This window comes from Chamaesiphon polymorphus CCALA 037 (assembly GCF_003003845.1).
GTDB lineage: Bacteria > Cyanobacteriota > Cyanobacteriia > Cyanobacteriales > Chamaesiphonaceae > Chamaesiphon > Chamaesiphon polymorphus.
Genome location: NZ_PVWO01000111.1, coordinates 1 through 13,461, shown reverse-complemented (window position 1 = coordinate 13,461; position 13,461 = coordinate 1). Strand labels below are relative to the sequence as shown.

Annotated in this window: 13 protein-coding genes; 7 read left to right on the top strand and 6 right to left on the bottom strand. The window is 46.6% G+C overall.

Translation table 11 applies throughout. The annotated features are described in order from the left end of the window. Window positions 1-53 precede the first annotated feature (53 nt). From C7B77_RS10980 to C7B77_RS10965, 4 genes are all read left to right on the top strand, one after another. Window positions 54-707, top strand: coding sequence for an amino acid ABC transporter permease (locus tag C7B77_RS10980; protein ID WP_106304101.1), 654 nt, complete (start codon window positions 54-56; stop codon window positions 705-707). Window positions 708-717: 10 nt separating this feature from the next. After that, window positions 718-1,614, top strand: coding sequence for a transporter substrate-binding domain-containing protein (locus tag C7B77_RS10975; protein ID WP_106304098.1), 897 nt, complete (start codon window positions 718-720; stop codon window positions 1,612-1,614). A gap of 304 nt (window positions 1,615-1,918) precedes the next feature. Beyond that, on the top strand, window positions 1,919-2,707 hold the full coding sequence (locus tag C7B77_RS10970) for an amino acid ABC transporter ATP-binding protein (protein ID WP_106304095.1): 789 nt from the start codon (window positions 1,919-1,921) through the stop codon (window positions 2,705-2,707). Between the two features lie 85 nt (window positions 2,708-2,792). After that, window positions 2,793-4,328, top strand: a complete 1,536-nt coding sequence (locus tag C7B77_RS10965; RefSeq protein ID WP_106304092.1) for an iron uptake porin — start codon at window positions 2,793-2,795, stop codon at window positions 4,326-4,328. A gap of 895 nt (window positions 4,329-5,223) precedes the next feature. Here the strand turns inward: C7B77_RS10965 and C7B77_RS10955 are convergent. The 4 genes from C7B77_RS10955 to C7B77_RS10940 form a co-directional block, all read right to left on the bottom strand. Further along, on the bottom strand, window positions 5,224-5,907 hold the full coding sequence (locus tag C7B77_RS10955; protein ID WP_106304104.1) for a putative antibiotic biosynthesis monooxygenase: 684 nt from the start codon (window positions 5,905-5,907) through the stop codon (window positions 5,224-5,226). A 138-nt stretch (window positions 5,908-6,045) separates the two neighbouring features. Further along, window positions 6,046-6,477, bottom strand: a complete 432-nt coding sequence (locus C7B77_RS10950) for a hypothetical protein (RefSeq protein WP_106304089.1) — start codon at window positions 6,475-6,477, stop codon at window positions 6,046-6,048. Window positions 6,478-6,682: 205 nt separating this feature from the next. Next, the gene (locus C7B77_RS10945) at window positions 6,683-7,108 is read right to left on the bottom strand and encodes a hypothetical protein (protein WP_106304086.1); all 426 of its coding nucleotides are present in this window, start codon (window positions 7,106-7,108) and stop codon (window positions 6,683-6,685) included. Between the two features lie 77 nt (window positions 7,109-7,185). Next, window positions 7,186-8,640, bottom strand: a complete 1,455-nt coding sequence (locus C7B77_RS10940) for a uracil-xanthine permease family protein (protein ID WP_106304083.1) — start codon at window positions 8,638-8,640, stop codon at window positions 7,186-7,188. Window positions 8,641-8,866: 226 nt separating this feature from the next. Between C7B77_RS10940 and C7B77_RS10935 the strand changes: the two genes are divergently transcribed. The 3 genes from C7B77_RS10935 (at window position 8,867) to C7B77_RS10920 (ending at window position 12,229) form a co-directional block, all read left to right on the top strand. After that, window positions 8,867-9,652, top strand: a complete 786-nt coding sequence (locus tag C7B77_RS10935; RefSeq protein ID WP_106304080.1) for a YoaK family protein — start codon at window positions 8,867-8,869, stop codon at window positions 9,650-9,652. 315 nt (window positions 9,653-9,967) lie between these two features. Next, window positions 9,968-10,648, top strand: a complete 681-nt coding sequence (locus tag C7B77_RS29180; RefSeq protein WP_181243809.1) for a carboxypeptidase-like regulatory domain-containing protein — start codon at window positions 9,968-9,970, stop codon at window positions 10,646-10,648. A 30-nt stretch (window positions 10,649-10,678) separates the two neighbouring features. Then, the gene (locus C7B77_RS10920) at window positions 10,679-12,229 is read left to right on the top strand and encodes a cation:proton antiporter (RefSeq protein ID WP_106304071.1); all 1,551 of its coding nucleotides are present in this window, start codon (window positions 10,679-10,681) and stop codon (window positions 12,227-12,229) included. A 104-nt stretch (window positions 12,230-12,333) separates the two neighbouring features. Here the strand turns inward: C7B77_RS10920 and C7B77_RS10915 are convergent, their stop codons facing one another. Continuing rightward, a complete protein-coding gene (locus C7B77_RS10915) occupies window positions 12,334-12,612 on the bottom strand; it encodes a hypothetical protein (RefSeq protein ID WP_106304068.1) in 279 nt (92 codons plus the stop codon). A 191-nt stretch (window positions 12,613-12,803) separates the two neighbouring features. Then, window positions 12,804-13,217, bottom strand: a complete 414-nt coding sequence (locus tag C7B77_RS10910; protein ID WP_106304065.1) for an allophanate hydrolase-related protein — start codon at window positions 13,215-13,217, stop codon at window positions 12,804-12,806. Between the last annotated feature and the right edge of the window lie 244 nt (window positions 13,218-13,461).

The following is a 13,461-nucleotide window of genomic DNA, read 5'->3' as shown; positions in this document are numbered from 1 at the left end:
AATTGATAATTGATAATTGATAGCTAAATTTTTATTAACTTAGAGATTCAACGATGGAAGAGTTTACTGTATCTCAAATTTTAATTAATTTGGTGGTGGCGGCTAAGTGGACGATTATTTTATCGGCGATCGCGTTTATTGTTGGCGGTATCGTTGGCTTTGGAATTATGCTGATGCGGATTTCTTCGATTAGATGGGTCAAATGGTTGAGTTTGGTTTATATCGAGTTCTTTCAAGGAACGCCGTTATTACTGCAGTTGTTTCTGGCTTTTTTTGGTATTTCGGTGGTATTTGGCATTAATTTATCGCCACTGGTGGCGGCGACAGTGGCTTTAACCACATTTACGAGTTCGTTTTTAGCCGATATTTGGCGCGGCTCGATCGAGGCAATTCCTAGAGGACAGTGGGAAGCTTCGGCGGCGTTGGGATTTGGCTATTTTAAGCAGCTCCGGCTGGTAATTTTACCGCAAGCAGTGAAACTCTCGATCGCGCCCACCGTCGGGTTTTTGGTGCAAGTTATCAAGGGCACATCGCTGGCATCGGTTATCGGTTTTGCCGAGATTTCTCGCGTTGCTACTCAGATTAATAATGTCACTTTAAAATCGCTGTTGGTATTTTCCTTGGCGGGGCTACTTTACTTTGCCCTGTGCTATCCGCTCTCGGCTTGGAGCCAGCGATTGGAGCAGAAACTGACTTATAAAGCATAGGAGGTTTAGCATGGTGCAAGTATTCAAAGAATTTTTACCAAATCGCTGGCATCGCGCGATCGTGTTATTTTTCGCCAGCCTGCTACTTTCGGTAAGCATCGCTTCTTGTTCTGGCTCGTCCACTTCGGCAACTAAAATGGCCATCATCAACACTGCTGAAGTGGTGCCACCGAAGGGAATTCCCGGCCAAACTCTCAACAAAATTATGGCAGCAGGAACGGTACGCGTTGCGGTTCCCGATGATTTCCCACCCTTTGGTTCGATGAGTCCCAAAATGACGCTGCGCGGCTACGATATTGACGTAGCCAATGAGATTGCTAAAGGGCTGAAAGTCAATCTAGAACTGATTCCGGCGATCGGTAACTATCGGGTGCCGTTCTTACAAACCAATCGAGCTGATTTAGTGATTTCTAGTTTAGGTAAAAACAAAGATCGTGCCAAGATTATCGATTTTTCTCAACCTTACGCGCCCTTCTTTTCGGGTGTATATGGTTTACCAGAATCGGCTGTAAAATCTGCCGAAGATCTCAAGGGGAAAACAATTGGTGTCGCTCAAGGATCGCTAGAAGATTTAGAACTCTCGAAACTTTCATCCGAAACAATTACCGTCAAACGATTTGCCAATAACAGTCTTACGGCTGCGGCACTGGTTTCTGGGCAAGTGCCCTTAATTGCGACTGGTAATGTGGTTGCTGCCAAGATTACCAAAGATAATCCCGCCCAAAACATCGAGAAGAAGTACATTATGAAAAATTCTCCTTGCTATGTGGGTATCCGCAAGGGCGATGCTCAACTAGTCGCCAAAGTCGATGCCATCATCACGGCGATGAAGCAGTCTGGCAAGTTAAACGAACTCTCGTTGAAGTGGTTTAACGAGCCGCTCCCCGATTTGACTCCACCTGCTTAGGTGTTTGAGGGTACTGCGGAGATCTACCCACCCCGCCCTACGGGCCCCCCTCCGAGGAGGGGATTTTCTACTCTCGCCTTGCGGCTGAGAGGGACTACTGGACTTCGATGTTAGTTAATTTACCTTCACCCTGATTCTAGAGATGCGACGCATCTAGTGAGCCGAAGGCTACACCTCATCACGCTAAAAAATCCCCTCCTCGGAGGGGTGCCCAACGGGCGGGGTGGGTAGATCTCCACCACGCACCCAACCACCCCAAACAGAGACTCCGAACCAAACTTGAAATTCAAGGAGAACAACACCCATGTCTTACCCTCGATCGGAAATGACTCACTCAACCGTTAGCACCAAAGAAATACAGCCAATTATCGTTGCCAAAAATGTTGAGAAAACCTATGACAATGGGTTCCACGTCCTTAAAGGCGTGAGCTTGACAGTCAATAAAGGCGAAGTTGTAGTCTTAATGGGGCCATCTGGTTCTGGCAAATCTACATTCATTCGTACCTTCAATGCCCTAGAACCCTATCAAAAAGGCAGTATTGAGATCGATGGTATCCTCATCGCCCACGATGCCAAAAACATCGAATTAGTGCGACGAGAGGTGGGGATGGTGTTTCAACAATTCAATTTATTTCCGCATCTGACGATTCTCGGTAACGTGACCTTAGCACCGATTCACCTGCGGGGTATGTCTAAAGCCGATGCCGAAGATTTGGGGATGACTCTATTGAAGCGAGTGGGTATCGACCATCAGGCAAACAAGTATCCAGGGCAGCTTTCGGGCGGACAGCAGCAACGAGTCGCGATCGCGCGTGCATTGGCAATGAAACCCAAAGTAATGTTGTTTGACGAACCGACTTCCGCTCTCGATCCAGAGATGGTGCGCGAAGTTTTGGATGTGATGCGCGGACTGGCAGAATCGGGGATGACAATGGTGTGCGTGACTCATGAAGTGGGGTTTGCACGGGAAGTTGCCGATCGAGTCATTTTTCTGGCTGAGGGGATGTTGGTGGAAGATACAACGCCCGATAAGTTTTTTAATAATTCGACAAACGAGCGCACCCGTAAGTTTTTATCGCAAATCTTGCATTAGGTTGGGCAATTTCGATCGATAGGTAGGAGCGTCGATCTGATGTTCCTACAGTTTTACTCTGCTTATTTATGTGAGGATAAATACAATGAAAATTTGGTGGTCATTAATTTCGGTCTTGTTATTTACAGCGACTCCAACATTCGCTCGATCGATCGAAACAGAAGTGCAATTAAGTCAAGCAAATAGCACTGAGGCGAACCGATCGAAATCTCCAAAAATCCAGCAGACCGATCGAGTGTTTGAAGATTGGGAGTTTTTAGCCCAGAGGTATAATTGTAATCCTGAATATCCCGATCGAGAGCTAACTCGCGCTGAATTTGCCACCGGATTAAATATTTGTCTCGATCGAGTTAAAGCAGCAATCGCTTCAGCCCCAACAGATGCCGCTACTCAGGCAGATTTGGAGACAATCCGCAGGTTGCAAGCCGAATTTGCTACAGAGTTAACCACCTTACGCCAACGAGTCGATCGTGTCGAGGCGCAGGCAAATACGATCGAAAAACAGCAATTTTCGACGACCAGCAAACTGAGCGGACAGATAATTTTTGCCTTCACCGATGCCTTTGGCGGTGCCAGTGGTAACGGTCAAAGCGATAACTATAATGCCACTTTATCCGATCGAGTGAGGATTAACTTTAATACTAGCTTCACGGGTAAAGATTTGCTCACAACCCGCATTCAAGCTAGTAATGTTATCGAGCCGCGTCCGGTAACTAATACATCTCCGAGTAATGAAACTCGGCTGAGTTTTCAATCTGGTAGCGATACTACCAATGCAGCTTTTCTGGGTCTACTCAAATACGATTTTCCCGTTAGTAATAGCGTGAAATTAACGGCGGCAACTGGCTTTAATATTGGCTTTATCGATGTGCTCGACAATATCGTCAACCCGTTAGCCAGTGACTCACAAGCGAGTCTGTCGCGCTTTGGACGCTACAATCCCATCTACCGCTTGGGCTTCGATACGGGTGGCGCGGCAAATATCAGATTGAGTCCAGACTTGAAGTTAGAAGTCGGTTATTTAGCCAGCCAAGCCAATAATCCCGCCCAGGGAGCGGGTTTCTTTGGCGGCAACTACGCCGCGCTCGGTCAAGTTGTCTTTACGCCCAAATTTGGCACGATCGCACTCACTTATGTCAATGCCTATAGCGATAATGGACTCAATAGCGGCACTGGGAGCGTGTTGTCTAATTTGTCAGGTCGAGCCATTTCTTCTAATTCTTACGGCGTGGCGGCCAATTTCAAGCTCTCTCCAGGTTTGCAAGCAGGTGGCTGGGTTGGTTATACCAACGCGCGCGCAGTTACAGGAGCGGTGCGGGGTGATGGCGATATCTGGACTTATGCCTTAACGCTAGCCTTTCCAGATTTGGGGCAGAAAGGAAATTTAGGCGGTCTGATTATCGGAATGCAGCCGAAACTTACAGGTACGACAGCTCTGTTAAGCGGACTAAATGCTAGAAGCGACAGCGATACAGGACTCCACATTGAGGGCTTTTACCGTTACGCACTCACCAAAGATATTTCCATTACGCCAGGGATTATTTGGTTGACTGCGCCCAATCATAATAGCGACAATCGCGATGCTTTCGTTGGTGTAATTAGGACTACATTTGTCTTTTAATTCTCAGCCTGTTGAGTAGTGAGCAGCGTAAATTATAGTACTATTTCGGGAAGAGTTGGGAGTTGGTAGAGTATCGGCAACGGTTACTTTACTTATGCCTTTTAGTACTAGTATTTGCAAATATCAAAACTGCAAGATGCAATCTGTGCAAAATCGCCGATCGATCGTAGCAGTAACAACAAAATTATCGGCACGATTTATTTATAGTTTTAACTAGAGAAAATAACAAGATTCAATAGCTAAAATAGTTTATTAAGTTGTTTTTACGGTTATCGAATTATGAGCACACGCCAAATGGTTTCAGCCCACAAAGTAACTGTCGAAATAAGTACTTCTGTATTGTATCCTTGGGAGATCGGAGATTATTTTAAACATAAGGGTCGCAAGTATAGAATAGAGAGAATAATTAGCGAAATAAAATATTGCAAAATAAATGGAGTAATTAGTAAAATAACAGAAAATACGCCAATCGAGGATCGAGTCATAACTAGCTTAGTAGTTGGAACTTCGATCGAGTAAATTGGTGTTAAATTAATTGAGAATTGAGAATTGAGAATTGAGAATTGGGTTTCTCAGGCAAATTCCGCTCGTCCTAAAAACGATCGTGTTAGATTCAGACAAGCTTTCACAATCGAATTATTTATACATCTAGCCCAGTAAAGATCCGTGCGTATAAAATCTGCCAGACAATTGAACATCAAATTGCTCCAACAAGATATTGACATTCTTGAAGCATATTCAGAAAAAACCCAAAGAACTAAAACTGATATTCTTCGAGAATTCATCAGATCGTTACAAAGCAAGCTCCTCTAGCCGTCAAATCTATCGATCGATAGATTTATCTGTCAGACAGTAGCTGTCGCACCAGACTCAGCTCTTCTAGAGAGAGCGCGCACTAAAAGCGATCGAACAAAACCATCATTACTCCCAATATAGTTATGACAATAAATGCACCCGTCAGATCGTTTTTTCTAGATGCGAGCAGATCGGTTGGCTGCAACCAAAAATGTAGCTTTTGCGATATAAATGGCATGACTATCAGAGTCAAAATTGAGGATGTAATTAGGTTATTAATTAGCATCCTACTTGCTGGCGACCAAGAATTGAAGATACCTAGAGCCGAAAATAACTGAGATTGAATCATCAGCGTGGGGTACAATCCCACCACCACTGTCAAAATTTTTTTCCAAGCGGGAGAGCTTAAACTAGGGCGTTCGGCTCCACCCTGCTGGTGAGAAAACCACCCTTCTAATCCGGTGGTAAATGACTTAAATCGGTAAGCATGAAAAATTTGCCGTCCCGATACTACTAACTGTTGACGATCGATCGATCCCACCCAGCTATCTAAATGTTCTGGCGAATCGAAGTGAACGATCGAGTACCATTTTACTACCGGATCTATACATCTGAGTGGCGGACACAGATCGAATCGCATAAATCCAGGATGATTTTTAGCTCGATTTACCAAGCGATGATGCCATCGTTTAAAGGCAAAATCTTTACCTTGGGGCGTAATATATTCAGTCACCAGACTAGAATAAAAAACTTGGTGTATTCGAGCTTCACTCGTCGAATTCATAGCTGCACAATCCCAGTAATAGACCTCCTGTACAAATCCCAAATCGAGCATTTACATCCGATCGAGTTAGATAATAGGAACCATATTTCTATCCACTACCAACACCATAATTTCATATTCATGCAGGAGGTCTAATGACTATTTATCTGGCTTTGACTTGGATGTGGCTATTTCTTCAGAAGTTGGTAAAAATATCTCGTTCTTAGTCATAAAAAACTGTCGTTTTTGGGCTGGAGTCATTGAGGTAAAAATCTCCTTTTTAGGCAATGACTTAAACACCGCCGCCAGTTTGGTTTTTTGATCTGGTGTCAGCATTAACGATTTAAATGCCTTGCGAATGCTGCCTTTATCGCTAATCACCGCAGTTTCGAGTTGTTTTTGTTGTTCTGGTGTCAGGATGTTTTGAATCTGAGGCAAAATTGTCGTTTTCAATTGCTCGATCGCGTCTATGCCTTTTTCGACTGCTGGTGCGGTAGCGGTGGCGGCGATCGATGGCGACACTCGTACCAAATTAGTTGCGCCGAATATAATAATTAAACTGACTAAAATCGAAACAATAAATCGCTTCATATTTATACTCTTCATCGAAGTAAGATTACTAGATTAGATATATAGCAGTCCTATTCGATCTGTAAGAATAGCGTGGATTGAATTATCTCATTCGCGTAGTGACTGCCGCTGGAGCAGCGCAAGCGTAAGGATGAGAATAGCTCGATCTCATAATTCTCACAAATCATTTAGGATTGCTATAGTGTGAGTGTAATTCGATTATTTGCTACGATTTAGATTCACTTTCTTCCGTTTTGGCTGTCACCTTAGCTGCTTTGGCTTCAGATTTAGCTAACTCTTTAGCTTTTTTGGCTTCAGCTTTAGCTAATTTCTTAGCTGCCTTAGCCTCAGCTTTAGCTAATTTTTTAGCTTTTTTAGCTTCAGCTTTAGCCGCCTTTTTCTCGGCTTTAGCAGTCGCTTTGGCCTCCTCATCTGTCGTTCCGGTTAATGTTTTGGCTTGTTCGACTAACGAGGGTTTGGCTTCAGTTGTGGGAATGCCAACATCTGCTAATAATACGATGTCATTATTTGGTATGGATTCAGTTACAACAGCAGCTTGAGCGTCAACGGTTTGGACAGTTGCCCACATGCCAACGATCGCGATCGAGATGGCAATTGCTACACTTAATTGGCGAATGATTCGTTCGAGCATTAGATGATAAATCTCCACTTGGTAAGATGAAATAATCGGTAATAACTAAATTAAAATGGCAGCGATCGCCAATATTGTTAGGCAATCTCTCTTTCTGTCGAGACTACCGGATCGGTAGATGTTGACGGTTGGGGTAACAACCAACTGAGCAAAATAGCAGTTAAACCGCCTGTCGAAGTTGCCGATGCAAACATATTTTTGATGAGAGCAGGCTGATTATTAAATAACTCTGGTACGAACACAACGCCCAATCCCAGTGCGAGGGAAACTGCAATAATAATTGTCGATCGACGATCTAACTCTTCAGATGCAATAATTTTGACTCCAGCCACAGCAATCGAGCCAAACATGACTGTAGTTGCTCCGCCTAAAACTGGCTGGGGAATCGACTGGAAGGCACCACTGACGATCGGCAACAGTCCGAGTAATACTAAAATGCCAGAAACAAAGAAGCCGACATAGCGACTGCCCACACCCGTCATCTGAATCACGCCTGTATTTTGGCTGAAGGTGGTGATTGGGAAGGTATTGAGTAATGCCGCCAAAGACGAGTTAAAGCCGTCGGCTAGCACTCCAGCTTTGATTCTGCGGATGTACACGGAACCGGAGATCGGTTCTTTGGAAACCATTGAAGTAGCAGTAAGATCGCCCACAGATTCAATGGCAGTGAGTGGGTAGAGAATTAGAAACGGAATCAGCGCGCCGATTTCAAAACTCATACCGTAGCGGAAAGGTATCGGCAGACTCACCAGCGGCAGTTTGCTAATATTACTAAAATCAACCATGCCCATGAATGCAGAGATGATATAGCCGATTACTAGCCCGATCGCGATCGCCCCCATCCGGATATATTGATTTTTAGCCAGCGTCAAGATAATCACGATCGCAAATACGCCAAAACCCAAAGCTAGGTTTTGGGCGTTGGCAAATGTACCGTCCTTTAATGCCGCCGTGCCGCCTGCCATACTGGTAATACCCGTTTTGAGCAAACTCAGCCCAATCAGCATTACCAAACTTCCCGACACGATTGGGGTGACGACTTTGCTCAATAAATGCAGGAAGCGACTCAGCATCACATTGGCAAATGCACCAAAAAAGCAAACGCCAAAAATTAATGATAGTGCCTGAATGGGCGTTCTCCCAGACTGAATTGCGGTGTTACCTACGCCCAAGATCGCACCGAGAAAGGCAAAACTAGTACCCTGCAAGCTGAGTAAACCCGATCCTAACGGCCCAAAAGTCTTACATTGAATAAAGGTACAGATGCCAGAGGCAAATAGCGACATGCTAATCAGAAAACTGGTATTGGCGGCATCGATTCCCAAGCTGGTACAGATAATTAGCGGCGGTGTGACAATACCGACGAATGCGGCTAAAAAATGCTGCACCGCCACAAAAATCGACTCGACTACGGGTGGTTTGTCGTGCAATCCATAGATGAGTTCCGAGCCTTGCGTCCCCATGCTCGGAAAACTTTGAGCTTCAGGTAACTCATGCTCGCTAAAAGTACTAACTTCGTCTCTTCGTGTCATATTCCGATCCTCTTATCCCATCCCGAACGTTAATTATTTCGCTCCTTCGGCTACCCAAAGGATCTCTAGAAATATTACGACAAGCTATGTATGGTCTATTTTGCCGCATTCGTTAATTGTATACTGTATACGAAAATACCTTCTATTTATGTATCTCTAGAGACGAAACCGATGGAGATCGATCGCCTAGACTACTGAATAAATTAGTAAATCGGGAGCACGATCGATGACAGTCGCCCCACGGAACAACGCCATTCCGAATTTGAGTGCCTTTCTAGTCGCGGATGTACCTGCGGGATTCTTGCTCAGTTGGGTAGCCGGATTTGTAGATACATCGGCATTTATCATCCTATTTGGCATTTTCACCGCCCATGTCACGGGTAATATCGCCCTAGCAGGTTCGTCTTTTGTCAGCGAAGATGCCGAAACCACGATGACACGGTTGCTGATGTTACCCACCTTTATTATCACGGTTGCCCTCACTTCGTTGCTAGCCCGATACGCACGGCATAAAAAGTGGTCGGTATTTGCCGTATTACTAACTGCTGAAGCGATCGCGTTAGGTATTTTCTTGGTAATTGGTACCCAACTTTCCCCTGCATTACTGTTAGATGTTCAGGAAGAATATATCCTACCGATCGGGATTTCTGGAGTAGTCGCGATGGCAATTCAAAACGCGCTGATGAAGGAAGCCAAAGGAGTTTTTAAAAGCTATATTCCGACAACCGTAATGACGGGAAATACTACCCAACTGACGATCGATTTAGTGCAACTCGTAAGTGCGAAATTAGCTCCAGCAAGTGAAGCCAGTCAGCAAGAAGCGGCTGAAGCCTGGGAACGAATGGGTCGATTCGTTCCGGTAATTGTGGGCTTTGCACTAGGCGGACTAGCCGCAGCCTTTTTTGTGTTGTTATCAGAATCTTGGTGGAGTTTGACATTTCCACTGACGATCGTGTCATTACTAGCTACTGCGGCGTATATCGAACACGCTCGTAAATCTTCGATCGTTTAGTTAAATATGAACTCTATACTCGATCTGCACACGGTATTAGGATTAGCAACGATCGAAACCGTAGCTGGTGGGCAGTGCCCACCTTACACGATATCTTTTTACTTTTTGAGGTCTGTTAAAGAAGGAGCGCGAATTTTACGATCGGCATATAATTAATTAGGCTTTTTCTTCACAAAGTTGTTTGTTTGGAGCATTCAGCGCATGTATTCTCTTCAATCAACTCTCCGACCCATTCTCCGCTACCTCGTCCCCGCCTGCGCCCTGGTTCTCGGTATTAGCACTCCGACGATCGCCGCACCGCGATCGTCGGCACCATTGACTGTATCCGGCATCGCCCTCGACACGCAGGGCCGACCCCTGGCGGATATTCGCGTCCGCCTCAATGCCGACTTCCTCTACGGACGGGCTGAAGCCACGACGGGGGCGAACGGACGCTACCGCATCGGCGACCTGCTCAAGACCACCTATCGCATCCAGGCATTCATCGAACGCCCCTATGCTGGCGGTACTGTCTGCCAGCAACTCGCTATGCCCAGACCGACCGACTACAACTCCTTCGCCGTCAGCCAGGGTGCCGTGCGTAACTTCCGGTGGCAGCTCACTGGGAGAGTCGGCTTCTCGAACGAACACTTCGGGGCTTCGATCGTGATGTGGCTAGACGACACCGTGCGCGAACGCGCCCGCGCCATCGAATTCACCCTCACCCCGTCAGGGCCGCTCTTCGATGGCACCCGATCGCAGGTGCTGGTAAGGGAGGCAGTGCTGGGGTACCCTGCGAGCGAGGATGGCCTGAAGGATCTGCCGCTGGGCACCTACTCACTTAGAGCCGTGATGCTGGGCAAGGATGGCCGACGCACCCCACTCGGCATCGCGACTGTCAGTGAGAACACGTTCCAGGCGAATGTGCCGCTTGTCTGGAGTCCATCGCGCGTCTGCGGCTCCGGCACAAGCAGCGGCGTCGATCCGTTCTTGGTGCGACTAGAACCGCTCCGGTAACCACCACTAGCTTCATCAATCCAAAATCTAATGAGCTTTTTAACGAGTGCTACGGATGTTGCGATCGAAGAAGATCTCAAGCAATTCCTCATCGTCTTATTAGTTGCGGTAACTGCGGCTAGCTTACCCAAAATTTTTGCACCCCTGCGCCAAGTGCCATACACCCTGCTGTTGTTAGTGGTAGGTTTGGGCTTGGCACTAGTAGATGTGCGATTGCTACACCTGTCGCCAGGGCTGATTTTGATGGTATTTCTGCCACCATTACTATTTGAGGCGGCGTGGAATCTGCGGTGGTCGGAATTGAAACAGGAATTTTTGCCCAGTAGCCTGTATGCAGTGGGCGGTGTTGTTATTTCGATCGCGGGTGTGGGTTGGGCGTTACATCAATTTGTGGGTATCCCGTGGATGACATCGCTACTGGTTGGGGGCTGTTTGTCTGCTACAGACTCGGCAGCAGTGTTGGGGATATTTCGCGAAGTTGGAGCTAGCAAGCGGTTGACGACGCTGCTAGAGGGCGAAGCGTTGTTAAATGATGGTGCGGCGGTAGTGGCTTTTGGCGTATTGGTCGAGCTGGCAGTCAGTCCGCAGTCGTTCGATCTGGCGACGACGATCGTCCGGTTCTTTGTCGTGACGGGGATTGGGTTGGGTGTAGGTGGAACGATCGGGTTGTGTTTTGCAGTCCTGACACAACGTTATGAGTTAGATTGGGTCGAGCAATCGCTGACGCTGGTGGCGGCTTATGGTAGTTACCTGCTGGTAGAAGAGTTGGGCGGTTCGGGCGTGTTTGGCGTGGTTGCCACGGGATTAGTCATCGGCAACTTTAGCACTCAGCCAGGAGTGTTACCCCACAAGCGATCGAGTCTGGTAGATTTTTGGGAATTTGTCACCTTTTTAGTCAACTCGATTCTCTTTTTATTACTGGGCGACCAAATTCATCTCCCCAAGCTGCTTCAGCATATCGAAACTACCGCAGTAGCAGTTGTCGCGATCGTCGGTACCCGCGCCCTGACTATTTATGGTTTTACCGCCCTCACCAATTGGTTGGCACGCACGAATATTTCTTGGCAAAACCAAACAATCCTCTGGTGGACGGGATTGCGCGGCTCTGTCTCGATCTCATTGGCGATCGGTTTACCGTTATCGATCTGCGGACGCGATGAAATTATTGCCAATTCCTTTGGTGTCGTCTGGTTTACGCTCCTAGTCCAAGGTTTAACTACCAAGCCACTCTTGGCAAAACTCAACCTCCTCGAAGATCGCTCTTTGCAACAACAATACCTCGAACTACTTGCCCGTCGCGATGCACTCCAACAGGTATGCGCCCATCTGAATCGAGATACACCACCAACGATCGATCTACAGCTACATCGATCGCACCAAATATTCGTCCAGCAACAGCTTCAGCAACTTGAAGCCGATATCGAGCACCTGCGAGAGTCGCATTCGTGTTTGCAAGCCTTGAGTCTCGAACGACATCAGGCCGAATTACTCGCGATCGAGGTGAATACTTACAAAAATCTCGTTCGGGATGGCTCGATCGAACATCCGCTAAAGCCAATAATTCAGAAGGTATTTGAGTAGATTTAGCCCTCACCCCCAGCCCCTCTCCCAAGCTTGGGAGAGGGGAGTCAGAGCCGAAGGATCTGACGGGGTGAGGGCTAATCTTACCTCGATCCAGCAATGCCCTAGTTTATTAGTGTCAAAAATCGTTGTAGCGTCTTCGATGGCGATCGATCTTTTGCATCTACATGCCAACAGCGATCGAGATATTCAACCTGTTGCTCTGTGACTAATTCATCCATTAACAATCCCAGCAGAGTTCGCCAAACGCGATCGATTCCAAATTTAAAGCCACCGCGATCGCGAGCTGGATTATCGATCGCATCGGAAACTAGCTCTAGTTGCTTGTAAGTTTCCCATCGATCGCGATCGACATTAGTTTTGTTACTGTCTAAATACTTCATTGCGAACCTCCTCAATTGGTTAATTGCAGGAGGCACTTCCAAACCTGTCACCACACACTTTTTACTCTCTGAAATGTATGTCCGAATCTTTTTCTGTGCCCTACGATACTTTTAATTATAACAGCTAGGGTGGCGATCGTAAATAACTCGATCGACAGATCTCCACCCCATGTTTCTTAACTGGTTTCAGTTTACGAAACTGTTTCCAGTTGTGCCTGTTTATAAGCAGCCCAACCGCCAAGATCGGAGATATCTGGCCAATTGTAACGATCTACCAATTCTTGTGGATAGAAAAATGCCGTGGCAACTTCTCCGTCTGCTAGTTTTACCTCTGTGGGGTACATGTGGGGTGGTTCGTTAGTTGCTAAGTATTTAAACTCCTCTGCTGTCATTTCGTAAATTTCGCCAGGAATTGAAATTCCACCGACATCGACTTGATAAATCGCTGGGTGCCAACCATTTTCGGCTGCATGTAATCGATAGAGAGGCTGGGTGTTGACGGCGCGGATAAATTTGGCGTTACCTAGATTCGAGTGATCTGGTTGTCCGCGCAATGCAGAACCACAGATAAAAACTTGTTGTTTAGTGATAACTGTCTGATTCATACCATTTCTCTCAAGATAATTATGCTAGTTTTGGGGTTATTGGCAAGTTAGCTCGATTTTTAACCTGCGGCGCGATCGTAATTTTTTTGAGTTGCTGCGGAGATCTTTCCCCCACCCCAGCCCTCTCCTTATCAAGGGGCTATCCATTACCCACAGATTTCGGACTCGTACTTTTTAGGTTAGTGGCTGCGTAGAACCCGGATCTGGGGGGTCTGTCTTGTCGCACACAAACGGGAGGGAACCT